This is a genomic window from Bacillus cereus group sp. BfR-BA-01309, from assembly GCF_022664315.1.
GTDB lineage: Bacteria > Bacillota > Bacilli > Bacillales > Bacillaceae_G > Bacillus_A > Bacillus_A mobilis.
In genome coordinates this window covers 79,477-104,451 of sequence record NZ_JAKUHE010000015.1, presented here as the reverse complement: position 1 = coordinate 104,451, position 24,975 = coordinate 79,477, and the positions used below count along the sequence as shown (strand labels likewise).

The following is a 24,975-nucleotide window of genomic DNA, read 5'->3' as shown; positions in this document are numbered from 1 at the left end:
ATCTTCGTTTTTCGATGTCAACTAAGTTTTTCAATTTCTTTTTTGTCGTTTTCTGCGTTTCCGCATCAGCGACGGTTATTAATATATCATGGTGAAAAATGAAATGCAACACCTTTTATAAACTTTTTTTAAATTAACTACATTTCTTTTTTAATATCATATACTTAAACGAAATATCTCTTTCATTTCTAAGGGATTCCTACATATATTCTATATAAAGTCACTCTACCCTAAAACATTTCTTTCTATAATAAATGTTTTATTCATATACCATATCATACAAGGAGGAATACATATGGACTATGCCGATTTATTAATCAAACTAGGTCTCTCGGCTATTTTAGGATTCGCCATCGGTTTAGAGCGCGAATTAAAACGGAAACCACTTGGTTTAAAAACTTGTTTAGTTATTTCTATTATTAGTTGCCTCCTAACGATTGTTTCTATTAAAGCGGCTTACAATTTACCACATACTGATCATATGAATATGGATCCACTTCGACTTGCCGCTCAAATTGTATCAGGGATTGGTTTTTTAGGTGCCGGTGTTATTTTACGAAGAGGAAACGATAGTATTGCAGGGCTAACGACTGCTGCTATGATCTGGGGTGCTTCCGGTATTGGTATTGCTGTTGGAGCCGGATTCTATATCGAAGCGATTTTCGGAATGTGTTTCCTTATGATTAGTGTCGAACTTATACCATTAACAATGAAATTTGTAGGACCAAGATCATTTCGTCAACGTGATATCGCAGTAAAACTTGTTGTGCGAAATATGGACAATATCCCAATTGTAATTGAAGAAATAAAAGAAATGGATATAAAAGTTAAGAATATGAAGCTCAAAACATTAGAGAATGGCTCGCACTATTTGCATTTGAAATTATGTATCGATCAAAAAAGACATACTGCTGATGTTTACTACGCCCTCCAGCATCTTGAAAGTGTTCAACAAACTGAAGTGGAAAGTATGTAATGTAAAAAACTCTCTTTTAAATTAGAGAGTTTTTCTTTTTTCTATAATGGTAACAATGAATGTAGTCCTGCAAAGTAAGGAGGAATAAGAGTTTGAAATCCCGTCCAAATTTAGTAGATACATTTCGTGATTCCATTATTTTTCGTTTAATTTGCTTTATTGTTGTACTTACTGCTTTTTCCGGATTTCTTATACATAGATTAGAACCATCGCACTTCACCACATGGTTTGATGGAATTTGGTGGTCAATCGTTACTATCTTCACCGTTGGCTATGGTGACTTTGCCCCGCATACACTAATAGGCAAACTTATCGGTATGGGTATTATTTTATTAGGAACCGGATTTTGTTCTTATTATATGGTTTTGTTCGCTACTGAAATGATTAGTAAACAATATATGAAGATTAAAGGAGAAGAAGCTGCGACTTCTAACGGACATATGATTATTGTAGGATGGAACGAACGGGCAAAGCATGTTGTCAAACAAATGCATGTTTTACAACCGAATCTTGATATCGTTTTAATTGATGAAACACTTTCTTTACTTCCAAAACCATTTCATCATTTAGAATTTATAAAGGGGTGCCCCCATCACGATCAAACTTTATTAAAAGCTAATATTACAACAGCACACACTATATTAATAACAGCTGATAAAGAAAAAAATGAAAGCTTAGCAGATACACAGTCCATTTTAAATATTTTAACTGCAAAAGGACTCAATCCAAACATTCATTGCATCGCTGAACTTCTTACTTCTGAACAAATACAAAATGCAACGAGAGCTGGTGTATCAGAAATTATAGAAGGAAATAAATTAACGAGCTATGTATTTACCGCTTCTCTTTTATTCCCTTCTATTTCAGGTGTCCTATTCTCACTTTACGATGAAATCTCTGATAATAAATTACAACTGATGGAGCTTTCTCCTTCCTGCACAGGACAAACTTTCGCAAATTGCAGCTATACTCTTTTAAAGCAAAACATTCTATTACTAGGTATAAAGCGCGACGAACAATATATGATTAATCCAGTCCATTCCTTTATTCTCATTGAAAGCGACATACTCATTGTTATTCACCATTAATAAAATGACGCTCTAGTTCTTGTATGAGCACTTTCCCAATATTGATATATTTTCTTTTCACATCTCCATCTGGATCTTTCGGCTCAGCAAATTGATCCATTCCACTCGTTCCGGCTGCTAAAGTATTTACATGATCATCTAGTTCGTCTTGATATACGTGAGAAAGAATATACGGTGTTTCAAGACGGACGATTACGCCCGGCACATCTAATTCGCCATTCACTGCTGTAAATGGCACTCGTAAAAATTGATAGCCATCTTCTTCATCGATTTTATAATCGAAGCACCCTTTATCGTAATCCCAATTGCCACCAATGTTATACCCAAGCGGCTTCATTATCTCTTCTAACTTATATAACGCATATGTACGTCCTTCTAAATTGGATTGAATCGGAATCAAGCCCATCCCTCCTAGACTTTTTCTTTAGCATACCCACTCTAGTTTGAATATACCGATGGACTTTTCGATTAAATAATAAAAAGCGACCGGAATCCGGTCGCTTTTTATTATTTTAAACGCTCTTCTAATTCTGCTTTTAACTCTTCAAATCCTGGTTTACCAAGTAAAGCAAACATGTTTTTCTTGTATGCTTCTACTCCTGGTTGATCAAATGGATTTACGCCTAATAAGTAGCCGCTCATCGCACATGCTTTTTCGAAGAAGTATACAAGGTAACCGAATGTGTACTCATTTAATTCAGGGATATTTACGATTAAGTTTGGTACGCCACCATCGCTATGTGCAAGTAATGTACCTTCGTATGCTTTTGTGTTTACGAAGTCTACAGTTTCACCAGCAAGGTAGTTTAATCCATCTAAATCGTTTTCTTCTGATTCGATTGTTAGTTCATGCGTAGATTTACCTACTTTCAGAACTGTTTCGAATAAGTCACGACGACCTTCTTGAACGTATTGACCTAATGAGTGTAAGTCAGTTGAGAAGTTTGCTGAAGATGGGAAAATACCTTTTTGATCTTTTCCTTCACTTTCACCAAATAACTGTTTCCACCACTCAGAGAAGTATTGAAGTGCTGGCTCATAGTTAACAAGCATTTCAATTGTTTTCCCTTTATTGTATAAAGCATTACGAACTGCTGCATATTGGTAAGCTGGGTTTTCTTCTAGCTCTGATGCACCGAAGTCACCATGACCAGCAGCTGCACCTTTCATCATCTCTTCAATATTTAAGCCACTTACTGCGATTGGTAATAAACCAACTGGCGTTAATACAGAGAAACGTCCTCCAACATCATCTGGAATAACGAATGTTTCGTAACCTTCGTTATCAGCTAATGTTTTTAATGCACCACGTGCTTTATCTGTCGTTGCATAAATACGTTTGCGAGCCTCTTCTTGTCCATACTTTTCTTCTAATAACTTACGGAAAATACGGAATGCTAGTGCCGGCTCTGTTGTTGTACCTGATTTGGAAATAACGTTAATAGAGAAGTCTTTACCTTCTAATACGTCCATTAAATCTTTCATGTAAGTGGAGCTAATGTTTTGTCCAACAAATAGCACTTGTGGAGTTTTACGTTGTTCTTTAGATAGCGTGTTGTAGAAAGAATGATTTAACATCTCGATTGCTGCACGTGCTCCTAGGTAAGAACCACCGATACCTACAACAAGTAAAATGTCAGAGTCATTTTTAATTTTTTCTGCGCATTTTTGAATGCGAGCAAATTCTTCTTTGTCATATTGAAGCGGAAGGTCTACCCACCCAAGGAAATCGTTCCCAGCTCCAGTTTTTTCGTGGATTGCGTGATGTGTTACTTTCACTGCATCACGTAAATAAGTGATTTCATGTTCACCGATGAAGGATAACGCTTTAGAATAGTCGAACGTTACATGTGTACTCATCTTTTTCCCTCCAATAATGTATATGTATTTCTGTATTCACTTTAGCGAAACTGAAGTTGTAAATCAAGCGATTCAACAATTGTAAACGTAACCAATATATATTTTTTAGAAAAAGTTCACTTTTTGCATAAAAATTCGCATTTTTCGGTATAGATGTATATACATCCTTTTTCTTATATTTTTTATGTATAAAAACAACATAACTGCCCCATTCTATAAAGGAGTTAATTAACTCATCGCTTGCTCATGCTTCACAATTAAGGGGGGCTTTTTCATGAGTACTCTGCAACGTATCGCATTAGTCTTTACTGTAATTGGCGCTGTGAACTGGGGACTGATCGGATTCTTCCAGTTTGACCTAGTGGCAGCCATTTTCGGTGGACAAAACTCAGCTCTCGCACGTATTATATACGGCATCGTCGGTATTTCTGGGCTTATCAATCTTGGTTTACTCTTTAAACCATCAGAAAATCTTGGTACTCACCCAGAAACGAACGAAATCCACTAGTCAGTATGTCTTTATTTCACCTCCGACATACGAATATGATTGCATGCAATCATATTTGCAAATATATATCATAAGACAAAGTAAAAGAGGAACGCTCATATGCGCTCCTCTTTTACTTTGTTAACTCGGACTCCTCAATCCATTCTGTTAGCTTTTCTCGCAGCGTATTAAATCCGTTCTCAGATGGATTCGGTATAAGAATCCGTCCTTGTTTTCTTTTCGCCGCTTTTAACGATAAACTCATCTTTCTGTGTTCTTCATCAATTGAAAGTACTTTTACTTCTACTGTATCGCCGACTTTTAAAAAGTCATGAATATCCTTTACATATCCATTTGTAATTTCAGATATATGCACAAGTCCTTGTGTTTCTGCATCTAACGCTACAAATGCACCGTAATCTTGAATCCCAGTCACTTTCCCTGTTACAACCACTCCTGTTGTATATTGTTCTGACATATGAAACACTCCCATACGTTTACCATTTTCTCTACAATTGTAGATAGCAAGCAGATGATTTATTGTTAAATATCCGATTAGTTAGTACGTATCCTAAATAAAGCTACTCAGGATACGCATACCTTATATTAGTAAATTATACCACTATGACAGAACTCATTCAAAATTAACGAAAAATTTCCTGTAGTACGTATAATTCTCCAATATTGGGATAGAATACTAACACATGGCTTTCTAGTATTCCCCCCCTTTTATGGACAAAACGTATTACGTTTTGTCCTTTTTTTATTTTCTATAAACCGTTCCATTCTCTTCATTGCTTCCATTAGTTGTTCAAGCGATGTTGCATATGAGCAACGAATAAAGCCTTCACCACTTTCGCCAAATACACTTCCAGGTACAACAGCCACTTTTTCTTCTAGTAATAACTGTTCTGCAAATTCCGCTGAAGATAATCCAGTTGAAGAAATGGAAGGAAAGACATAAAACGCTCCGCCCGGTACATGGCATGTTAATCCCATTTCATTGAAAGATGTCGTCATAAAATTACGTCGTTTCTTATAACTATCTCTCATTCGAATTACTTCATCATTCCCCGCGCGTAACGCTTCGAGTGCTGCGAACTGAGACATCGTCGGTGCACACATCATGGAATATTGGTGGATTTTGAGCATTAATTCTGAAAAATGAACAGGAGCTGCAATCATACCGAGGCGCCATCCTGTCATCGCAAATCCTTTTGAAAATCCTGAAATTAAAACCGTATGCTCGCGCATATTTTTAATACTCGCGAAACTTGTATATACTTCGTCGTATACAAGCTCTGCATAAATTTCATCAGATAATACGATTAAATTGTACTTTTCAACGATTACTGCTATTTCTTCAAGCTCGGATTTATTTAACATCGCACCTGTTGGGTTATTTGGTGAACAAAGTAAAATTGCCTTTGTTTTCGCCGTAATAGCTGCTTCAATTTGTTCTGGTTGTACTTTAAACTCATTTTCTAAAGTAGTCGCCACGGGAACTGGAACTCCTCCAGCCAATGTCACAAGCGGTGCATAAGAAACGAAACTCGGTTCAATAATGAGTACTTCATCATCAGGATTTATAATGGCACGCATCGCTACATCTAACGCCTGACTCGCTCCAACTGTAACAATGATTTCATCGTTTGGATCATAAGATACTGCAAATTGTTTTTTTAGATACTTTGCTATTTCTTGACGGAGCTCCAATAATCCTGCATTTGCTGTATAGGACGTATATCCTTGTTCTAAAGAACGGATACATGCTTGCCTTACATTCCAAGGTGTAACAAAGTCAGGCTCTCCTACTCCAAGAGAAATAACACCTTTCATATTCGCTGCTAAATCGAAAAACTTTCGAATACCTGATGGTTGTAAAGATTCTGCTGCTCTAGATAGTTCAAATTGCTTCATGGTGTCACCACAATCCGCTTATCATCATCGTTTTTTTCATAAATAATTCCCTCATGTTTATACTTCTTCAAAATGAAATGAGTTGTCGTAGAAACGACAGATTCAATTGTTGCTAATTTCTCAGAAACAAACATCGCTACTTCTCCCATTGTCTTTCCTTCTAATGTAATAGACAGATCATATGTCCCTGACATTAAATACACAGACTTCACTTCTGAATAACGATAAATTTGTTCAGCAACCGCATCGAACCCAACGCCGCGCTTTGGCGTAACTTTCACATCGATCATCGCCGTTAAACCTGTATGTTCTTTCACCTTCGTCCAATCGATATGTGTTACATAATCCACGATAATCTTTTCCGCTTCTAATTTCTCCACCATTTTCTTTACTTCTTCTACTTCTATATTTAACAGCTTCGCTAATGTATCTACAGTTAATCGACTACTTTTTTCAAGACAAGCTAATAATTCTAATTCCTTTTCTGTCACCATATAAATCATCCTTCCTTTTCCTTTGTGTCTAAATTATACAAATACCCTTTCCGGTTTGAAAAGAAGATTTTTTTAGTGAATTATGTCAAAATAAAGTGAAACTTTAATCCATGGAAAGGTTCACCCCATGGATTATTAGCCCGCACCAATCGGGATTTTACGAGCAGTTGATCTCCCACCTCACTTCTTTGCCTCAACCGTCTTTTAAGGTGAGAGTCTTACTGCTCGTTAAAGCGGGGTAAAGTGAAACTTTAATCAGCGGAAAAATGCGTGATAAAGCGAAAGGGGATGGAACCGTGAAACCAAAAGTTTATATTGCCGAACCAGTTCCAACATTTGTAGAAAAATATTTATCAGAACACTGTGATTATGAAAAATGGGAGCAAAATGAGAAAGTACCTCGCGATGTTCTATTGGAGAAAATACAAGATAAAGATGGTTTATTAAATTTTGGATCTGCTATTAATGAAGAATTATTAGATGTAGCTCCTAACTTAAAAGTAGTAAGCAACATTTCTGTCGGTTACGATAATTTTGATTTAGAAGCGATGGAAAAGCATAATGTCATCGGAACGAATACACCATACGTACTAGATGATACAGTAGCTGATCTCGTTTTCGCTCTTATGCTATCTGCTGGTCGCCGCGTCTGCGAACTCGACTCTTACGTAAAAAATGGCGAATGGAATGCCGAAATTGGAAAAGAGCACTTCGGGCTGGATGTACACCATAGTACAATCGGTATTATCGGGATGGGACGAATTGGTGAAGCCGTTGCAAAACGAGCGAAATTCGGATTTGATATGAATGTTCTTTATTATAATCGTCGCCGTAAAGAAGAAGCAGAGCAAAAATTCGATGCTACATATTGTGATTTACAGACGCTACTAAAGCAGTCTGACTTTATTGTCCTTCTTACTCCACTAACAGATGAAACGTATCATCTTATTGGAGAAAAGGAATTCTCATTAATGAAAGAAACAGCAATCTTCATTAATGCTTCTCGCGGGAAAACAGTAGATGAAGAAGCGTTAATCCATGCATTAACCGAAAAGAAAATCTTTGCAGCAGGCATCGATACGTTTACACAAGAGCCGATTCAAAAAGATAATCCGCTCTTATCCTTACAAAACGTTGTGACTTTACCGCACATCGGATCTGCAACATTAAAAACGAGGCAGCAAATGGCTATGACAGCGGCTGAAAATTTAGTTGCAGGGTTACAAGGAAAAACACCGCCTAATATTGTTCGCGGATAATACTGAATAAGCGAAAGGCAAGATGACATCGTCATCTTGCCTTTTTTTGTTAACATATTTTCTTCTTCCTTGGAAATGATATGAACAAAAATCAATGGAGTGACAAAAAATGAATCACGAATATACTTGTCCTTATTTCACTTTTTCCACTCGCGGCACTACTATTCATTACGAATTGTATGAACATGATAACAAAACGGAACGTCCTACTTTCGTGCTCATTCACGGCTTTTTATCTTCCTCATTCAGTTACCGCCGGCTTATTCCTTTACTATCGAAAGCAGGAACAGTACTGGCTCTTGATTTACCACCATTCGGAAAAAGTGATAAGTCTCATCTGTTTAAGTATTCTTATCACAATTTAGCAACGATTATTATCGATTTAATTGAACATTTATCTCTCTCAAATATTGTGTTAGTTGGGCATTCTATGGGTGGGCAAATTTCTCTTTATGTAAACCGTATACGTCCTGAATTAATCTCAAAGACAATTTTACTATGTAGCTCTAGCTATTTAGCACGCGCAACCTTACCTTTACTGTACTCTTCTTATTTACCGTTCTTTCATTTGTACGTAAAGAACTGGATTATTCGGCGCGGCATCGTTCATAACTTAATGAATGTCGTTCATGATCACTCATTAATTGACGATGAAATGAAGGAAGGCTACTCTGCTCCTTTTTATGACAATCGTATATTCCCTGCTTTAACTCGTATGATACGAGATCGTGAAGGTGACTTATCTTCAACTGAATTACAAAAAATCGAAACACCTACACTACTCATTTGGGGTGAAAAAGATCGCGTCGTCCCTGTACATGTAGGTCATCGACTACACAAAGATTTACCGAATTCAAAATTTATTTCTTACGAAAACACAGGGCATTTACTCCCTGAAGAAAAACCTGAAAACGTTTATGAAGAAATCATCGCTTTTTCTGCGCAATAATGTAAAAGGCTGTCGGAAATTCCGACAGCCTACAATGAACAACTTCCACCTTCTTTTATTACAAGTAATTCCACAGCTAACTTCTCACATTTTTCAAGCGCAGGTACTTCCTCAAAAGACATAAAGTATATATGTTGAATCTTCTTTGCGATGTATTTCGAATCATCAAACACACTTACGACGTTCACAACATCGCTCGCTTCTGTTTCATAAAACTCCGGTCCCATTTGAAACGGATCCCAATTCTTCACAACCTCTATCATCTTTTCATATGTACCCATTCGCTTCCCGCCTTTTCACTTTTTAATACTTTTCTTTATCCTATCACATCAGCTATTCTATAAGAAGAGAGAGAACTTTCATAACTTATCGGTTTTACAGAAGAAGGGGGCAAACTTATGCAACTATTTCATAAAACAGTCAATCGTCGTGGAACTCATAGTACAAAATGGGATACATATAAAAACGAAGAACTTATCCATGCTTGGATTGCTGATATGGATTTTGAAGTACCACAACCAATTCAAACTGCTTTAAAGACACGTATCGAGCATCCTATTTTCGGCTACACACTTCCTCCCGAAAATATGGGAGATATTATTTGTAACTGGACAAAAAAACAGTACAACTGGGATATTCAAAAAGAATGGATTGTCTTTAGCGCCGGAATCGTTCCAGCTCTTAGTACGAGCATACAGGCCTTCACAAAGGAAAATGAATCTGTTCTCGTACAACCACCTATTTATCCACCATTTTTCGAAATGGTCACAACAAACAATAGACAATTATGCGTAAGTCCATTACAGAAACAAAATGATACATATGCGATAGACTTCGAGCATTTAGAAAAACAATTCCAACAAGGCGTCAAACTCATGCTTCTTTGTAGCCCTCACAATCCAATCGGGCGTGTTTGGTCAAAAGAGGAACTCACACAACTTGGCGCGTTATGTACAAAATATAACGTAATTGTTGTCGCGGATGAAATTCATTCTGATATTATTTACGCAGACCATACACATACACCGTTCGCTTCTTTATCTGAAGAATTAGCAGCGCGCACCATTACTTGTATGGCTCCGAGTAAAACATTTAATATCGCTGGATTACAGGCATCAATTATTATCATTCCAAACGAAAAACTCCGTCAAGCCTTTACATCTATCCAATATAGACAAGGCTTCCACGGATTAAATATATTCGCCTATACAGCGATGCAAAGCGCCTATACAGAATGCAACGATTGGCTAAATGAAATCCGATTATATATAGAAGATAACGCTCAATTCGCTTGTAAATATATTAAAGATCACATACCTGCTCTTTCTGTAACGAAACCAGAAGGTAGTTTTTTATTGTGGATTGATTGCTCTCGCCTACAGCTTTCTCAAAACGAACGCACTACACTGCTTGAGGAAAAAGGGAAAATCATCGTTGAGCCTGGTGAAAAATACGGATTAGGCGGAGAAGAACATATTCGAATTAACATCGGCTGTCCAAGATCTGTTTTAGAAGAAATTTTAAATAGACTGCGCCATACGTTTTCATCCTAAACTCTTTTGTAGGTAAATTAATATATTTTCACTTACGTTTCACAAAAAAAGCTACCATGCACGGTAGCTTTTACTTTTTCTTCATATCCGACGCTTTTTTTACAATGACACCACAAGCAATTCTATCACCAGATTTACCTGCTGGTTGTGTCATACCATCATCAGCGTTTTCTGTAATAATAATAGACGCTCCATCTTTTCTATGAATCGTCGTTTTTCCTTCTTCAAGCGTTATATGTGGTGCATCGATTTCTGCTTTAATCTTTCCAGAACTGTCTGCAATTACGTTCGGTAAATCACCGTTTTCTGCACCTTTCGGATTAAGAAGCCCATGTTTTTTATTATCAGGATTAAAATGATTCCCAGATGATTCAAATCGTGGTGCTTTACACTCACCAATTTCGTGTACATGTATGCCGTGCGGGCCAGGTGCGAAACCTTCCCCTTTAACCGTAATTTTCACTCCGCTTGTTTGCTGCACTACTTTTGCAGTCCCCACTTCATCGCCTGAAGCATTATGTAATTTCACGTCAATTTCTTTCGGCTTTCCTTGGTCACAACCTGCCATCAGAAATAATAAACAACAACTGAAAAGAAGCCGTTTCTTCATTCTATTCCCTCCAAAATATATTCTGCCCTTAGATTGTCCGAGCATAGAGGGAAACATACAAAAATGAGTTACTGTTTCTTTTCCGCTAACAGTTTTTCTTCAACTTTCTGTAACCGCTCCGCTTCTCGCTTTGATACACGAATGAACATACGCCACGTAGCAACGGCACCAATGATAAATAGAACGCAAACAATCCCTGGAATAATATATTCTGTTTTATCTTCCGGAAAATATAAAGGCATCATATTGAACACTCCTTATGATTGGATTAAAAAACATCAGAATTTTCTGTTATATACCTTTAGATTATAGTTGAACCGATTCATATTCTCAAGGGGGCGTTCCGAAAGAGAAGGATTTCTTTGACTACTTCGCGGACTTTCCTTACTATAAACTTGAGGTGAAAAATATGAGAGAAACATTTGAAATTGGCGAAATCGTTACTGGTATTTATAAAACTGGTAAATACATCGGCGAAGTTACAAATAGCCGTCCTGGCAGTTACGTCGTAAAAGTATTAGCTGTTTTAAAACATCCGGTGCAAGGTGACTTACATAATGTAAAACAAGCTGACGTACCATTTTTCCATGAAAGACGCGCTTTAGCTTTCCGTGAACAAACGAACATTCCGGAGCAAATGGTGAAGAAATATGAAGGGGAAATTCCAGAGTATACAGAGTCACTCAAATTAGCATTAGAAACTCAAATGAATTCATTTTCTGAAGATGATTCACCTTTTGCGGTTCGTAGTCTAGAAACATTAGAACAGTTAAAAAAAGACTACAAACTTTAAAAAAACAAAACGACCAAATTACATACTGTGCAATTTGGTCGTTACTGTGTACTCACTTTCTTTAACACTTTTGAAAAATCAACAAGTTCCCCTAATGTTGGAGGTGCTGGTTTCACTAAATACTCTTTATCTTTTTCTACTAATTTAAAAATATTATACGTCGTCATCGCATCATCTAGCGCACAATGATGCTTACCCGTCCCTGCCTTTCCATACGCCTCAATTGCTTTCCACAATCCTGTTTGATTTCTCTCCCCAAAAAACTTCTTATACTCAAGTGATAGATCACGACACTGTCCTAAGAATGGAAAGTCTACTCCCGCCATTTCACAATTATGTTTCAACACTTTCATATCCATATTTCCCCACGTAACAATGGTTGGTTTACATCTCTTTTCATATTCTGCAAGTTTTTCAACGAGTTCCGGAAACGAAATTCCTTTATCTACGACTTCTTGTTTAATTCCTAAAAATTTCTTACATCGATCCGTTAAAGAAGGAAAAGTTTTCGGCCTAACATGAGCTGAATACGTGTCTTCTACCTTACAGCCAACAACCGAGACGAGTCCTACCTCAATAATCTCCGGGAAAAATCCTTTTGGTTTTTTTCTGTGCTGGGGCATCGTAAACTCAAAATCCAAAAATAAAAATCGTTGTTCATCCATACGATCCCTTCCTTATCATCTTTGTCATTCCTTCCTATTTGACACTCCTACACGAACAAGCTCGAATGCTAATTCCATTTTAAATATTCAGATTGGATGTATCTTATATATATGTCAAATGCCCACAAATATTTTTAAAAATAAGAAAAAATGAACGATGCAGAAAATATGACAAAATAAGCCCTTTCATTTACATCCCCCTTTTTTCTACTTTATAATGACGTTATGTGTGTTTCATCTAGTTAATTTTTTGACACACTAAGAAAAGTGAATGAAAGGAGATGAGAGTTTTGCACGAAACAACGCAAGAGCTCGCAAACTGGCAGTATTATTTTGCTATCGCAGTCTTTTTAATTACATATGCCATTATTATTTCTGAAAAAATTAATCGCGCTGTCATCGCACTTCTTGGCGCAGCACTCATGGTAATTATGGGGGTCGTTGATTTACACAACGCCTTTACGAAACATATTGAATGGGGGACGATTACGCTACTCATCGGTATGATGATTCTGGTGAACATTACGAGTAAATCGGGTGTCTTCCAATACGTTGCCATTAAAGCAGCAAAAGGAGCACAAGGAAATCCAATTAAAATTTTAATTTCACTTTCCTTACTTACTGCGCTTGGTTCCGCATTTTTAGATAACGTTACAACTGTACTTCTTGTTGTTCCAGTTACTTTATCTATTACGCGCATACTGCAAGTAAATCCTGTTCCTTATTTACTTTCTGAAATTATTTTTTCAAACATTGGGGGCACAGCAACATTAATTGGTGATCCACCTAACATTATGATTGGTTCTGCAAATAAGCATTTAGATTTCAATGCTTTCTTGTTCAACTTAGCACCTATCGTAATCATTATTATTGCTGTTACAGCGACAATCCTTTACTTCATGTACCGTAAACAATTAATTGCTGATCCTGTACAAGTTAAGAAATTAATGAGTTTAGATGAAAAACAATACATTAAAGATCCCGTATTAATGAAAAAATCTTTAACAGTACTTGGACTTACAATCGTAGGTTTCATGACTCATTCGATCTTCCATGTTGATGCAGCTATCATCGCTTTAACTGGCGCTACTGTACTTATGCTAATTGGTGTGAAAGAACATGAAATTGAAGAGGTATTCGCAAGTGTAGAGTGGGTAACAATCTTCTTCTTCGCAGGACTATTCGTACTAGTTGGAGGACTTATCGATATCGGTCTTATCAAAATGTTAGCTCAAAAAGTAATTGGAATAACGGGCGGAGATATTTCTTACGCGTCTATCCTTATTTTATGGGTATCTGGTATCGCCTCTGCAACGATTGATAACATTCCATTCGTTGCAACAATGATCCCGCTTATTAACGATATGGCAGTTGGGCTAGGTTTATCACCTTCTGACGCACAAGTCGACGTATTATGGTGGGCATTAGCATTAGGTGCTTGTCTAGGTGGAAACGGAACATTAATCGGTGCTTCTGCTAACGTAATCGTTGCAGGTATCGCAAGCCGCGAAGGACATAAGTTTAGCTACATGGACTTCCTAAAAGTTGGTTTCCCAATTATGATCGTTTCATTAATCATTTCTCATATTTATATTTATTTACGCTACCTTATGTAGTAGAAAAAGGGCTGTCCTATGTGGCAGCCCTTTTTTTAATGAACGTTGTTTATACTTATCCATATCACTTGCCCAAGTTGTCTATTCAAGATAACCACTGTTGATAGAGGAAAAGAATTTTCGTGTTATCAATGAGTAGAAAACAAGCTAAAAATAGAAGTGTTCTTTGCCGATTCCTATTCTGCCTGGCAACGTAGAAGTACCAAAAACGCCAATTCTCTATTGCGTGGATTTTATCCAAAAAAACAAATTTGAACCTTGGTTCACACCAACAATTGAATCAAGCACTACTTCTTATTAGTTTAGAAAACTGCCCATGAAGCGTTTCAGGAGGAACTGTCGTACTTAAATTGACAAGCTGTAAAATAAAAAAGAGTCCTTCAATCGGACTCTTTTAACGCTCAGAACAGTTCTTTATTTCTTTAAAAATCGAATCAAACTTCTAATAGCAAAAAATAACGCTATAACCAGAACTATAGAACCAACAACCCATATAGGATTAATGACTGTATGATTAACTTGTCCATACACCATTTTTATCACTCCTAGTTCATTTAAGGATTAATAGTGAAAGAGCCACCACTGTAATAAATCGTACCCCTTGGGTAAGTATTAGAATATACAACAGCTGCGCTATACTTTTCAGATCCATTTATTTTACATAATTTTACTTTATTACAAGAAAATATTATAAATATATTTTAATATATTTAATTTGATAAATTAAATATTAAAACGTTACTTTTTTATATTTTTAACAAAAAACCTTATTTTTGGTTCTTAATGTTAACTCATCGTATGGTGGAGATTTTGCGCTTCGGCGGGTGTAATTCCTGATTCAAGTCGAGCAACTTAACCATATTTTTTCTATGTTCGGCTTGCCGAAAGCTAAAAAAACAAGCTGTGGAGAAGAATTTCTCCACAGCCTTTTTTCTTAGTCAACGAAATATCAATTAACCAACAAAAAGCTGTTCCAAAATATCTTCGAAACAGCTCCCCGCATATATCTACTCGTTATATCTTACCGGCTCATTCCGAATAATAAATAAGTGAATCGGTAAGAAAACTGAAAACGTGATTGTATGAATAATTGTAAACAATATAGAATTCGTTCCGTACCTGTCTAAAATTGCGTAGATGAGATAAATAGATAGAACAATGGATACAGCTGTTGCTATTAAATATAGAATTGGTACGAAGTTAAAGATGAAACATGCGACATATATGCCGAATACTTTCCATCCTGCTTCTTCTTTCAAGAAATCTGGTAATTTATCTTTCGCTAAATCACCCCAGATCTTACTATTTATAAAAGGAATAAACGCAAGAACACCATCAGTTGCACCATCATTTTTCGCCATCGTATAAAGTGCAAAAGCCGTTAACAAATACGCAATAATTGCCCAAATCAATATAACAAGAATAAACGCAAAACTAAGAGCAAAGAAACCTGCTAGTACGCCTTGATCTTCCATCTTATCCTCTCCTCTCTACTCTCAACATATTTCATTACATAGCAAGTTATGTTTTAAAATTTAACCAAACTCTCTGTATAATGGTATGAGAAAGGTAATAAGAAAGGAGAAAGAAACAGTAAACAAAAACATAGACATATATAGTAAAAAGTAATTATGAAACAATATAAACCAAAAGAATTTTCAGAAATGCTTAACATTGCAAAAGTGGGACAATCAAGGTGTTTTAACTGCTTACCGAAACCCAAAAGGAAGATTATACTGTACAGAAGAACAGTATAAGGAATATATGGGTATTCAAGAAGAAAATAAAGTAGGCAAAGTAGTTATTTACACAAGAGTATCAAATCCAGGTCAGAAAGATGATTTAGAAAATCAGGTTGAGTTTTTAAAAACATTCGCAAATGCACGAGGGATGATTGTAGATGAAGTTATCAAAGATATTGGTAGCGGATTAAACTACAAAAGAAAACAGTGGATTAACCTGATTGACAGTTGTATGGAAAGCAATATTTCGACTATCATCATTGCACACAAAGATAGATTTGTACGTTTTGGATATGATTGGTTTGAAAAGTTTCTTCGTAAAATGGGAGTGAAAATTATGATTGTTAACAATGAAAAACTATCTCCTCAAGAAGAACTTGTTCAGGATTTAATATCTATCATTCATGTATTTAGCTGTAGAATATATGGGTTGAGAAAATACAAAAAGAAAATGTCGGAGGATGGAGACTTATGAAAAGAGCATATTTAATAGAAATCAAACCGACAACTGAACAAGTTAGTAAAATCCGTCAAACTATTGGGGTGTGTCGATATGTATATAACCTGTATATTTCTAAAAATAAAGAGGCATATGAGTCGGAGGGGAAATTTCTTAGTGGCTATGACTTTTCCAAATGGCTAAACAAAATTCATACAAAAGAGTGTGATCAGTGGATTAAAGAAGTGTCGAGCAAAGCGGTAAAACAAGCGATTATGAATGGAGATAAAGCTTTTAAGCGATTTTTTAAAGGTTTATCTCAGTTTCCACGATATAAAAAAAAGAGGAAGCAAGATGTGAAGTGCTACTTTCCGAAAAACAACAAAACAGATTGGACAGTAGAAAGACATAGAGTAAAAATCCCCACAATTGGTTGGACAAGGTTAAAAGAATATGGGTATATCCCTAAAAATGCAACTGTAAAGAGTGGCACAGTATATCAAAGAGCAGGAAGATATTTTGTATCTGTACTTTGCGAATTGGAAGAAATGGCAACAAAGTTAGTACTCACTAGGGATTGATTTAGGAGTGAAGGATTTTGCTACACGTAGCGATGGTATCGTTCATGAAAACATCAACAAAACAATAAAAGTAAAAAAGATAGAAAAACGGTGAAAACGTGAACAACGCTCTTTAGCACGTAAATTTGAAAATCTAAAAAAGAGAGGTGAAAAATCTGTTACTAATAAAAGAGTGAATATAGATAAAAATGTTCTTAGAGTGCAAAAGTTGCATGCTCGATTAGCGAATATTCGAATAGAGTATGTAAAGTCTATTGTAACGAATGTGGTGAAAACCAATCCAACGTTTATTACAGTGGAAGATTTGAATGTGAAAGGTATGATGAAGAATAAACATCTATCTAAAGCTGTAGCGCAACAATGTTTTTATGCTTTTAAAACATGGTTATCAACGAAATGTAGGGAATATGGAATTGAACTACGGCAAGCGGACAGATTCTATCCATCTTCTAAAATATGTTCATGTTGCGGTCAAAAAAAGTCGGATTTAAAGCTGTCTGACCGAGTATATACATGTGATTGTGGAAATGTAATGGATAGAGATTTAAATGCATCTATCAACCTTTTACAAGCAAAAAAATATACAATACTAACGTAAATAGATTGTATATATGTACGGTGGGCTACATCGGAATTTACGCCTGTGGAGTGTTATAGCAAACTGTAGTAGCGAGTGATTAGCGAGACAGGACACGTAGAAACAGGAATACTCTAAGAATATACATTTGTCTATATTTTTAGTAGCAGAACGGACTTATGCATCCATTTGTACAAGCATTACAAGAGCATTTCACAGCTCATAAAAACCTTGAAAAAGCGGAACCGATGGCACGTTATATGAAAAATCACTTCCCATTTCTCGGTATTCAAACACCTGAAAGAAGACAACTATTGAAAGACGTCATCCAAATACATACTCTCCCAGATCAAAAAGATTTCCAAGTTATCGTACGTGAGCTTTGGGATTTACCCGAACGTGAATTTCAAGCGGCCGCACTCGATATTATGCAAAAATATAAAAAGCATATAAACGAAACGCATATTCCGTTTTTAGAAGAACTCATTGTAACAAAATCCTGGTGGGATTCTGTTGATAGTATCGTCCCTACATTTTTAGGTGGTATCTTTTTAAAACATCCGGAATTAATTTCTGCCTATATTCCAAAATGGATTGCATCAGATAACATATGGTTACAACGCGCCGCTATTTTATTCCAGCTAAAATATAAACAAAAGATGGATGAAGAACTTCTTTTCTGGATTATTGGACAACTACATTCTTCAAAAGAATTTTTCATTCAAAAAGCGATTGGCTGGGTCCTTCGCGAATATGCAAAAACGAAGCCTGATGTCGTTTGGGAATACGTGCAAAATAACGAGCTTGCTCCGCTTAGTAAACGTGAAGCAATTAAGCACATTAAACAAAATTACGGAATAAATCACGAAGAAATAGGCGAGACTCTATCATAGATAGACACGTTCCTCTATTGAGATTTAAAAAAGAACGTGTTAGAATATGTTCATTATTATTAATATAAGTAGCGATGACGGACTTATAAGTACTTGCACAAAAAGCGATTCAGGGATAGTGAAAGCCTGAAGCCGCAAGGAAACGGCAGTCCCGAGCAATACGTGATAAAGTGGATGCACCTGTTGTGTATCAACTAGGGTGGAACCGCGGGCAAACGCTCGTCCCTAGGCAATTAAGCCTTGGGATGAGCGTTTTTTTATGTTTTCAAAGCATATACTGCTCGTTTCACCAGTACGAGAGCACGTCATCGCCAATACGTTAACTTTCAAAAGGAGGATTTTATTATGTATTCAATGGAACAAGTTGTAAACTTAGCGAAACATCGCGGTTTTGTTTTCCCTGGTTCTGAAATTTACGGTGGTCTTGCAAACACTTGGGATTACGGTCCACTTGGAATCGAATTAAAAAATAACGTTAAAAAAGCTTGGTGGAAAAAATTCATTCAAGAATCTCCATACAACGTTGGTTTAGACGCAGCTATTTTAATGAACCCAAAAACTTGGATCGCTTCTGGTCACGTTGGTAACTTCAACGATCCAATGATCGATTGTAAAAAATGTAAAGCGCGTCACCGTGCTGACAAATTAATTGAAGATGCATTAGATGCAAAAGGCATCGAAATGGTTGTTGATGGTCTTACTTTCGACCAAATGGCTGACTTAATGAAAGAGCATGAAGTAAAATGTCCTGATTGTGGTAGTGAAGAATTCACTGAAATCCGTCAGTTCAACTTAATGTTCAAAACTTTCCAAGGTGTTACAGAGTCTAGCACAAACGAAATCTTCCTTCGTCCTGAAACAGCACAAGGTATTTTCGTAAACTTCAAAAACGTACAACGCTCTATGCGTAAAAAACTTCCATTTGGTATTGGCCAAATCGGTAAGAGCTTCCGTAACGAAATCACGCCTGGTAACTTCACATTCCGTACACGTGAATTCGAACAAATGGAACTTGAATTCTTCTGTAAACCTGGTGAAGATTTAGAGTGGTTCGCATTCTGGCGTGAAACTTGTAAGAACTGGTTACTTTCACTTGGTATGACTGAAGAAAGCATGCGTCTTCGTGACCACGGTGAAGAAGAGTTATCTCACTACAGTAACGCAACAACTGATATTGAATTCCGATTCCCATTCGGTTGGGGCGAACTATGGGGCGTAGCATCTCGTACAGACTTCGATTTAAAACGTCACATGGAACACTCTAACGAAGACTTTAACTATATCGATCCACAAACGAATGAGCGTTACGTACCGTACTGCATCGAGCCATCTTTAGGTGCTGACCGCGTAACATTAGCATTCTTATGTGATGCATATGAAGAAGAGCAATTAGAAAACGATTCTCGTACAGTTCTTCGTTTCCACCCTGCTTTAGCACCATACAAAGCAGCTATCTTACCATTATCTAAAAAGCTATCTGAAGGTGCTACTGAAGTATTCGCAGAATTAGCTAAAGACTTCATGGTAGACTTCGACGAAACTGGTTCTATCGGTAAACGTTACCGTCGTCAAGACGAAATCGGTACACCATTCTGTATCACTTATGACTTCGACTCAGTTGAAGACAAAGCTGTTACAGTACGTGACCGTGACACAATGGAACAAGTTCGTATGCCAATTAGCGAACTAAAAGGTTTCTTAGAGAAGAAAATCCAGTTCTAATGATAAGAAAAAGAGGCAGCTCATGAGAGCGCCTCTTTTTTACTTTTCACGTTTTTCTTTAATTGCTACTGTACATCGTGATATACATAGTAAATCATCATTTTCATCGATGATACGCACATCCCAAACCATCGTTGAATGTCCTCTATGTATCGGTGTCCCAATCGCTGTTACAATTCCATCTTTCTTTGAGCGAATGTGATTTGCATTAATTTCTAGACCGAAACAAATACATTTCTCTTGATCAATTAAATTGTATGAACCAACGCTTGCTACTGTTTCTGCTAATGCAACAGAAGCACCACCATGTAAAAATCCAAACGGCTGATGCGTACGCTCATCTACAGGCATCGTAGCAACTACCTTATCCTCTGTCATCTCTAACAACTCGATTCCAAGTGAATCCATTAAAGTTTTTGCCATCTCGTTTCCCCCTTCTCTTACTTTAATTAAATGTATAATTTTACCTGTTTATTTTCAAACTACTTATAACACTTATATAAGGAGGTTTCACCTAAATGAAACAGAAATTTTGTATATTACTGCTTATGTTCTCCTTGCTGACTATTGTACCAAATTGTGCACTAGCAGCCAAAGCATCCAACCTGACAATCGATGTTCAGACTGTGACGCAAAAAGGTAAGAAACCTTATATAGAATATCAAATTAACAGACCTTCTTTTCACAATTTTTCCGATTCTAAATTTCAAAATAAGCTCAATTTCTATTACAAGAAATCTACTGACAAATTTAAAGCCCAATTAGAAAAAGACGCAAAAAAATATTATAAAGAAACAGAAGGATCTAGTACACCATTTCACCCGTATGTGGCGAATGTTGATTATAAAGTCTCCTTAAATAAACCACCTTTTCTTAGTCTATATGTGAATTACTATCAATATACAGGTGGAGCACACGGTCTTTATACGTGGAAGGCAAACACATTTGATTTAAACGAAAAAAGGCTACTACACTTAGACGATTTATTTCAAAAAGCAGATACATATAAAGAAGTCATCCGTGCTGAAATTGTAAGGCAAATTAAACAAAATGAAAGCATTTATTTTCCTGATGCAACTGAAAAGGTCATGAGCACGAAAAAGTTCCACTTCTTTTTAGAACCAGACAATCTCGTCATTTATTTCCCTTTATATGAGATTGCTCCTTATTCAAGCGGAATTCCGCAATTTCGTATTCCGTATACGTTGCTAAGAGATTATTTGAAGCCTTCTTATCAAAATATTTTGATTGACAACAAGTAAATATTTTCGCTACGATAATGTTAACCTAAAAACAACAGGAGGTTAACATTATGAGAAGATTTCATGTTTTAGATTTAGCATTAGCTGCCATGTTCGTTGCTCTTATGGCCATTGGTGCAAATATTGTATCTTGGGCACCATTCCTGCAAGTAGCGGGCATCCCATTATCTATGCAACCATTTTTCGCAATTTTAGCAGGGCTTCTTCTTGGAAGTAGACTTGGCGCATTATCAATGACTGTGTATATGCTCGTTGGCTTAGCTGGTGCACCAATCTTCGCTAACTTCAAAGCTGGATTTGGAGCACTTTTAGATCCTACTGGTGGTTTTATTATTGCATTTATTATCGTTGCTTACGTATCCGGAAAACTAGTAGAACAAAAAGAACGACCAACATTCAGTACATTTGCAATTGCCTCTTTCACAGGAATCATTTTAACTTATATTATCGGTACTACTTATATGTACGGGGCAGTCAATTTCTTTATGGGTGGTAATATGAGTTATAAAGCTGCTTGGATGATTATGATGTGGTTTGCAGTAAAAGATATTGCATTTACAATTATCGGTGCTATTATCGCACCTCGCATATACTATGCTGTACGCCGTTCTGCTTATCGAAACAGTCACTTCGTTTCATAAGTTGTTTTTTTGATATTTGCATGAGATACCGTTTCCCTTGATTATTATTCCCCTTCCCTAATCGGGTTTTTATTACGTACTAAAGAGGCTATCCTTCTATTGGAAGATAGCCTCTTTTTTCATATGGTTAGCACTTTCTATTCTCCATATATATTTGATTTTTAGATACAAATAAATTATGCTTGAAAAAGAATTAAACTAAAGTAAGGATTTGATTATAGATGGGGAGAGAATCCTCTCAAGAACATACAAAAAGATTTCTCATAGTAACACTATTTTTTACGCTTGGGACAGCTTTAGGAAAGCTACTTGGCTTTGCAAAAGAAATCACACTTGGAGCTTATTTCGGTACAAACCATGCCGTTGATGCATACGTTGTAGCTTTAAATATACCAACTATTGTTTTTACTGGTATCACAGGGGCCTTCGCCTTTTCTTTCATTCCTATCTTTATGGAGTTAAAGGGAAAAGATTCCCTTAAAGCATATCGATTTATGAATAACTTTTTAAACATTGTTCTACTTATTTTTTTCATTCCGCTTTTGCTCATTGAACTACAGCCGAACTTATTTATTTCAATATTTGCAAATGGGCTCCCAGAGCAAACAGCTTTATTATCAGCTTACCTATTACAAATCATTTTCCCAACTGTATTCTGTACATTCATGATTGATATTTTTAATGCTTATTTGAACAGTTTACATAAATTTCGCATTACAAGCATGCAATGGGTTGTATTAAATGGTATTACCCTTATTATATTTGTTTCCCTTGTTAATTGGATTGGAATTTACGCACTCGCATTAGGCGTTATTATCGGAAACATTGTACAAAATACACTTGTTTATTTTGCTTCTAAGCGCGAGGGGTATCGCTATCGATTTGTAATCGATTGGAAAGACCCTTCTTTAAAAACGATGATTAAGTTGAGTATTCCTGCTTTCATTACAAGTATGTCTATTCAAATTAATCTACTTGTGGATCGTACACTAGTATCTGGATTAGAAGAAGGATCTATTGCAGCCCTTAATTATTCCCAAAAATTATACTTCATTCCTCTTGGATTAATCGCTGCTCCAGTCTTAACAGTTATGTATCCTAAATTTGTCGGTTATGTAACTGACTCAAAATGGAAAGATTTCGTAAATTTAATGGAAACGAATATAAAAGTATTATTATATTTATTTATTCCCGTTTTTATTTATTTTACCTTTTTTACAGAACAAATTGTCAAAGTTGTTTATAACTATGGTGAATTCGGGAAAGATTCTATTATGATGACAGCAACTGCATTGCAATTTTATGCGCTAGCCGCTCTCATGCAACCTTTAAAAGATTTACTTGATCGTTTACTATTTTCTTTAAAATTGAATCGATATATTATGTACGCATCAATTTTTTCCATGATTATAAATGTTATATTATGTATTATACTCGTTAACAAAATGGGCTTAGCTGGTGCAGCTCTATCTACGTCAATAGCATCGGCTAGTACAGTAATCATACTATTGTGGATGTTCCAAAAATTCATGAAAGAGAAAGAAGCAGTAAACTTGTACTACGGTGGCTTTTTATTCAAATGCATTGTGGCATCCTTTATCAGCTTGTTTACTTCCAAGCTGATGCTTCATTTTACACATGATACAAAGTTGCTTATTTTATTAGCAATAGCGATTGGCGCCATCGTTTACTTATTAGTCACTTACATGTTAAAGATTAAAGAACTACAACAATTGCTATCGCTATTTTTAGGTAAAAGGAATGATATAAATGAATAAAATTATGTACCTTTTGAATTATGTTGGGGATGGTGGATCAGAAAAATACGTCCTAGATTTAATTCAATCTATGGATCCAGAATGTTGTATTCTTGTATATTCTACTCCTGGTCCTTTCTTACATAGGTTTGAAGCATTAAATATACCCATATATCAAATAGAAATGAAACACCCTTTTGATATAAAAACTGCATGGAAACTAAAAGAAATAATTGCAAAAGAGCAAGTAGATATTGTTCACGCACAATTTTTACGTGAAAATTATATTGCAATTTTAGCAAAGTTATTAGGGGCATCCATCCGTGTCATTTGGACATACCATGTGGATGTCCCCATGTCACTTCCTTTAAAATGGTGCAATAATATATTCACTCGTTATAATGACACCATCATTTGTATTTCACAGTTTATGAAACAGCAACTCCTTCAAAAAGGAGTTCGAAAAGATAAATTAAAAATAATTTATAATGGCTTAGAGGATCCTTATTTAAACAATTTACCCTCTGTTCATAAACCGATGAAAATCGCTGTAATTGGAAGGTTAAGCGAAGAAAAAGGACAACCATTTTTAGTACACGGCTTACAAAAACTAAAAACAAAATTCCCTTCTTTACAATGGCACTGTAACATTATTGGAGATGGTCCATTAAAAACTCAATTAGAAGACTTAGTGACTTCTTTACAATTAAATGATTCCGTTTCTTTATTAGGTTTTCGAGATGACATTATTAAAGAATATAGTGCACACGATATCATCGTAATTCCTTCTAAAAATGAGGGGCTATCCTACGTAGCAATTGAAGCGATTGCTATGAAAAAGCCTGTGATTGCGACAAATATTGGCGGATTACCAGAAGTTATTGTTCCAAATCAATCTGGTATTTCTATACCATATGGAGATGTCGAACAATTGGCAACTGCACTAGCGACATTATTACAAGATGAAAAGCTCTACTATTCTTTAGCAGAGTGCGGACGCGAATATTATTTACAACATTTCACCTTCTCTAAAATGATAGAAGAGGTGAAACATATTTACCGCATACCATCATCATGTTAAAGGGGCTTAA

25 protein-coding genes and 3 pseudogenes are annotated in these 24,975 nt (G+C 36.0%); 17 read left to right on the top strand and 11 right to left on the bottom strand.

The annotated features are described in order from the left end of the window. The first annotated feature begins 295 nt into the window (after positions 1 to 295). Both MR115_RS23630 and MR115_RS23625 read left to right on the top strand, forming a co-directional pair. Positions 296 to 976, top strand: coding sequence for an MgtC/SapB family protein (locus tag MR115_RS23630; protein ID WP_132133682.1), 681 nt, complete (start codon positions 296 to 298; stop codon positions 974 to 976). Between the two features lie 92 nt (positions 977 to 1,068). Further along, on the top strand, positions 1,069 to 2,064 hold the full coding sequence (locus MR115_RS23625) for a potassium channel family protein (RefSeq protein WP_061680268.1): 996 nt from the start codon (positions 1,069 to 1,071) through the stop codon (positions 2,062 to 2,064). Here the strand turns inward: MR115_RS23625 and MR115_RS23620 are convergent. Continuing rightward, positions 2,051 to 2,464, bottom strand: a complete 414-nt coding sequence (locus MR115_RS23620) for a YugN-like family protein (protein ID WP_061680267.1) — start codon at positions 2,462 to 2,464, stop codon at positions 2,051 to 2,053. The two genes, MR115_RS23625 and MR115_RS23620, sit on opposite strands and share 14 nt — an antisense overlap. 107 nt (positions 2,465 to 2,571) lie before the next feature. Continuing rightward, a complete protein-coding gene (locus MR115_RS23615; protein ID WP_061680266.1) occupies positions 2,572 to 3,924 on the bottom strand; it encodes a glucose-6-phosphate isomerase in 1,353 nt (450 codons plus the stop codon). Between the two features lie 274 nt (positions 3,925 to 4,198). On the opposite strand from MR115_RS23615, the gene MR115_RS23610 reads away from it, so the two are divergent. After that, positions 4,199 to 4,432 (top strand): DUF378 domain-containing protein, encoded by a 234-nt coding sequence (locus MR115_RS23610; protein WP_000105787.1) that lies wholly within the window; start codon positions 4,199 to 4,201, stop codon positions 4,430 to 4,432. A gap of 112 nt (positions 4,433 to 4,544) precedes the next feature. Here the strand turns inward: MR115_RS23610 and yugI are convergent, their stop codons facing one another. The 3 genes from yugI to MR115_RS23595 form a co-directional block, all read right to left on the bottom strand. Further along, complete coding sequence (gene yugI / locus MR115_RS23605; RefSeq protein ID WP_000003765.1) at positions 4,545 to 4,889, bottom strand: S1 domain-containing post-transcriptional regulator GSP13; 345 nt, start codon at positions 4,887 to 4,889, stop codon at positions 4,545 to 4,547. A gap of 251 nt (positions 4,890 to 5,140) precedes the next feature. Then, entirely contained in the window at positions 5,141 to 6,331 is a 1,191-nt protein-coding gene (locus MR115_RS23600; RefSeq protein WP_242242956.1) for an aminotransferase, read from the bottom strand. Next, positions 6,328 to 6,825 (bottom strand): Lrp/AsnC family transcriptional regulator, encoded by a 498-nt coding sequence (locus tag MR115_RS23595; RefSeq protein ID WP_061680264.1) that lies wholly within the window; start codon positions 6,823 to 6,825, stop codon positions 6,328 to 6,330. The genes MR115_RS23600 and MR115_RS23595 overlap by 4 nt, the downstream gene beginning before the upstream one ends. A gap of 266 nt (positions 6,826 to 7,091) precedes the next feature. Here MR115_RS23595 and MR115_RS23590 point away from each other — a divergent pair, with 266 nt between their 5' ends. Both MR115_RS23590 and MR115_RS23585 read left to right on the top strand, forming a co-directional pair. Further along, complete coding sequence (locus MR115_RS23590; RefSeq protein WP_061680263.1) at positions 7,092 to 8,084, top strand: 2-hydroxyacid dehydrogenase; 993 nt, start codon at positions 7,092 to 7,094, stop codon at positions 8,082 to 8,084. Positions 8,085 to 8,193: 109 nt separating this feature from the next. Then, positions 8,194 to 9,033, top strand: a complete 840-nt coding sequence (locus tag MR115_RS23585; RefSeq protein ID WP_063260546.1) for an alpha/beta fold hydrolase — start codon at positions 8,194 to 8,196, stop codon at positions 9,031 to 9,033. 29 nt (positions 9,034 to 9,062) lie between these two features. On the opposite strand, the gene MR115_RS23580 is transcribed toward MR115_RS23585, so the two are convergent. Continuing rightward, a complete protein-coding gene (locus tag MR115_RS23580; protein WP_000537644.1) occupies positions 9,063 to 9,314 on the bottom strand; it encodes a YugE family protein in 252 nt (83 codons plus the stop codon). A gap of 117 nt (positions 9,315 to 9,431) precedes the next feature. Between MR115_RS23580 and MR115_RS23575 the strand changes: the two genes are divergently transcribed. Further along, entirely contained in the window at positions 9,432 to 10,586 is a 1,155-nt protein-coding gene (locus MR115_RS23575; RefSeq protein WP_132133676.1) for a MalY/PatB family protein, read from the top strand. 70 nt (positions 10,587 to 10,656) lie between these two features. On the opposite strand, the gene sodC is transcribed toward MR115_RS23575, so the two are convergent. Both sodC and MR115_RS23565 read right to left on the bottom strand, forming a co-directional pair. Further along, a complete protein-coding gene (sodC, locus tag MR115_RS23570; protein ID WP_242242955.1) occupies positions 10,657 to 11,196 on the bottom strand; it encodes a superoxide dismutase [Cu-Zn] in 540 nt (179 codons plus the stop codon). A gap of 68 nt (positions 11,197 to 11,264) precedes the next feature. Further along, a complete protein-coding gene (locus tag MR115_RS23565) occupies positions 11,265 to 11,441 on the bottom strand; it encodes a hypothetical protein (protein WP_000982763.1) in 177 nt (58 codons plus the stop codon). Between the two features lie 164 nt (positions 11,442 to 11,605). On the opposite strand from MR115_RS23565, the gene kapB reads away from it, so the two are divergent. After that, positions 11,606 to 11,989, top strand: a complete 384-nt coding sequence (gene kapB / locus MR115_RS23560; protein ID WP_001209345.1) for a kinase-associated lipoprotein KapB — start codon at positions 11,606 to 11,608, stop codon at positions 11,987 to 11,989. A 41-nt stretch (positions 11,990 to 12,030) separates the two neighbouring features. On the opposite strand, the gene kapD is transcribed toward kapB, so the two are convergent. Beyond that, positions 12,031 to 12,654, bottom strand: coding sequence for a 3'-5' exonuclease KapD (gene kapD, locus MR115_RS23555; RefSeq protein WP_061680142.1), 624 nt, complete (start codon positions 12,652 to 12,654; stop codon positions 12,031 to 12,033). A gap of 290 nt (positions 12,655 to 12,944) precedes the next feature. Here kapD and MR115_RS23550 point away from each other — a divergent pair, with 290 nt between their 5' ends. Together MR115_RS23550 and MR115_RS23545 are read left to right on the top strand one after the other, a co-directional pair. Further along, positions 12,945 to 14,270 (top strand): ArsB/NhaD family transporter, encoded by a 1,326-nt coding sequence (locus MR115_RS23550; RefSeq protein ID WP_071725008.1) that lies wholly within the window; start codon positions 12,945 to 12,947, stop codon positions 14,268 to 14,270. 72 nt (positions 14,271 to 14,342) lie between these two features. Continuing rightward, positions 14,343 to 14,516: pseudogene (locus MR115_RS23545) on the top strand (IS30 family transposase); the annotation flags it as partial. A 761-nt stretch (positions 14,517 to 15,277) separates the two neighbouring features. On the opposite strand, the gene MR115_RS23540 reads toward MR115_RS23545, so the two are convergent. Further along, positions 15,278 to 15,745 carry a hypothetical protein gene (locus tag MR115_RS23540; protein WP_242242954.1) on the bottom strand — a complete coding sequence of 156 codons (468 nt, stop codon included), beginning with the start codon at positions 15,743 to 15,745 and terminating at the stop codon, positions 15,278 to 15,280. 156 nt (positions 15,746 to 15,901) lie between these two features. On the opposite strand from MR115_RS23540, the pseudogene MR115_RS23535 reads away from it, so the two are divergent. From MR115_RS23535 to MR115_RS23520, 4 genes and pseudogenes are all read left to right on the top strand, one after another. Next, positions 15,902 to 16,487, top strand: a pseudogene (locus tag MR115_RS23535) (IS607 family transposase). Then, positions 16,484 to 17,630, top strand: a pseudogene (locus tag MR115_RS23530) (RNA-guided endonuclease InsQ/TnpB family protein). Before MR115_RS23535 ends, MR115_RS23530 begins: the two co-directional pseudogenes overlap by 4 nt. Before the next feature lie 158 nt (positions 17,631 to 17,788). Next, entirely contained in the window at positions 17,789 to 18,502 is a 714-nt protein-coding gene (locus MR115_RS23525; protein WP_242242953.1) for a DNA alkylation repair protein, read from the top strand. Positions 18,503 to 18,847: 345 nt separating this feature from the next. Further along, on the top strand, positions 18,848 to 20,224 hold the full coding sequence (locus MR115_RS23520) for a glycine--tRNA ligase (protein ID WP_000287155.1): 1,377 nt from the start codon (positions 18,848 to 18,850) through the stop codon (positions 20,222 to 20,224). A 39-nt stretch (positions 20,225 to 20,263) separates the two neighbouring features. On the opposite strand, the gene MR115_RS23515 is transcribed toward MR115_RS23520, so the two are convergent. Further along, positions 20,264 to 20,647: a hotdog fold thioesterase gene (locus tag MR115_RS23515; protein WP_001140610.1), complete on the bottom strand. Its 384-nt coding sequence runs from the start codon at positions 20,645 to 20,647 to the stop codon at positions 20,264 to 20,266. A gap of 95 nt (positions 20,648 to 20,742) precedes the next feature. Between MR115_RS23515 and MR115_RS23510 the strand changes: the two genes are divergently transcribed. The 4 genes from MR115_RS23510 (at position 20,743) to MR115_RS23495 (ending at position 24,965) form a co-directional block, all read left to right on the top strand. After that, positions 20,743 to 21,486, top strand: a complete 744-nt coding sequence (locus MR115_RS23510) for a DUF3298 and DUF4163 domain-containing protein (RefSeq protein WP_242242952.1) — start codon at positions 20,743 to 20,745, stop codon at positions 21,484 to 21,486. A gap of 50 nt (positions 21,487 to 21,536) precedes the next feature. Beyond that, positions 21,537 to 22,127 carry a biotin transporter BioY gene (locus MR115_RS23505; protein WP_001252152.1) on the top strand — a complete coding sequence of 197 codons (591 nt, stop codon included), beginning with the start codon at positions 21,537 to 21,539 and terminating at the stop codon, positions 22,125 to 22,127. 221 nt (positions 22,128 to 22,348) lie between these two features. Beyond that, positions 22,349 to 23,905, top strand: a complete 1,557-nt coding sequence (gene murJ / locus MR115_RS23500; protein ID WP_000532294.1) for a murein biosynthesis integral membrane protein MurJ — start codon at positions 22,349 to 22,351, stop codon at positions 23,903 to 23,905. Then, complete coding sequence (locus tag MR115_RS23495) at positions 23,898 to 24,965, top strand: glycosyltransferase (RefSeq protein WP_242242951.1); 1,068 nt, start codon at positions 23,898 to 23,900, stop codon at positions 24,963 to 24,965. Before murJ ends, MR115_RS23495 begins: the two co-directional genes overlap by 8 nt. Positions 24,966 to 24,975 lie beyond the last annotated feature (10 nt).

Coding starts and splice junctions, on each gene's coding strand:
- MR115_RS23600 (WP_242242956.1), bottom strand. CDS start 6,331: ATGAAGCAATTTGAACTATCTAGAGCAGCAGAATCTTTACAACCATCA.
- MR115_RS23615 (WP_061680266.1), bottom strand. CDS start 3,924: ATGAGTACACATGTAACGTTCGACTATTCTAAAGCGTTATCCTTCATC.
- MR115_RS23540 (WP_242242954.1), bottom strand. CDS start 15,745: ATGGAAGATCAAGGCGTACTAGCAGGTTTCTTTGCTCTTAGTTTTGCG.
- MR115_RS23585 (WP_063260546.1), top strand. CDS start 8,194: ATGAATCACGAATATACTTGTCCTTATTTCACTTTTTCCACTCGCGGC.
- yugI (WP_000003765.1), bottom strand. CDS start 4,889: ATGTCAGAACAATATACAACAGGAGTGGTTGTAACAGGGAAAGTGACT.
- MR115_RS23610 (WP_000105787.1), top strand. CDS start 4,199: ATGAGTACTCTGCAACGTATCGCATTAGTCTTTACTGTAATTGGCGCT.
- MR115_RS23520 (WP_000287155.1), top strand. CDS start 18,848: ATGTATTCAATGGAACAAGTTGTAAACTTAGCGAAACATCGCGGTTTT.
- kapB (WP_001209345.1), top strand. CDS start 11,606: ATGAGAGAAACATTTGAAATTGGCGAAATCGTTACTGGTATTTATAAA.
- murJ (WP_000532294.1), top strand. CDS start 22,349: ATGGGGAGAGAATCCTCTCAAGAACATACAAAAAGATTTCTCATAGTA.
- MR115_RS23515 (WP_001140610.1), bottom strand. CDS start 20,647: ATGGCAAAAACTTTAATGGATTCACTTGGAATCGAGTTGTTAGAGATG.
- kapD (WP_061680142.1), bottom strand. CDS start 12,654: ATGGATGAACAACGATTTTTATTTTTGGATTTTGAGTTTACGATGCCC.
- MR115_RS23575 (WP_132133676.1), top strand. CDS start 9,432: ATGCAACTATTTCATAAAACAGTCAATCGTCGTGGAACTCATAGTACA.
- MR115_RS23580 (WP_000537644.1), bottom strand. CDS start 9,314: ATGGGTACATATGAAAAGATGATAGAGGTTGTGAAGAATTGGGATCCG.
- MR115_RS23525 (WP_242242953.1), top strand. CDS start 17,789: ATGCATCCATTTGTACAAGCATTACAAGAGCATTTCACAGCTCATAAA.
- MR115_RS23505 (WP_001252152.1), top strand. CDS start 21,537: ATGAGAAGATTTCATGTTTTAGATTTAGCATTAGCTGCCATGTTCGTT.
- MR115_RS23630 (WP_132133682.1), top strand. CDS start 296: ATGGACTATGCCGATTTATTAATCAAACTAGGTCTCTCGGCTATTTTA.
- MR115_RS23565 (WP_000982763.1), bottom strand. CDS start 11,441: ATGATGCCTTTATATTTTCCGGAAGATAAAACAGAATATATTATTCCA.
- MR115_RS23595 (WP_061680264.1), bottom strand. CDS start 6,825: ATGGTGACAGAAAAGGAATTAGAATTATTAGCTTGTCTTGAAAAAAGT.
- sodC (WP_242242955.1), bottom strand. CDS start 11,196: ATGAAGAAACGGCTTCTTTTCAGTTGTTGTTTATTATTTCTGATGGCA.
- MR115_RS23510 (WP_242242952.1), top strand. CDS start 20,743: ATGAAACAGAAATTTTGTATATTACTGCTTATGTTCTCCTTGCTGACT.
- MR115_RS23590 (WP_061680263.1), top strand. CDS start 7,092: ATGCGTGATAAAGCGAAAGGGGATGGAACCGTGAAACCAAAAGTTTAT.
- MR115_RS23495 (WP_242242951.1), top strand. CDS start 23,898: ATGAATAAAATTATGTACCTTTTGAATTATGTTGGGGATGGTGGATCA.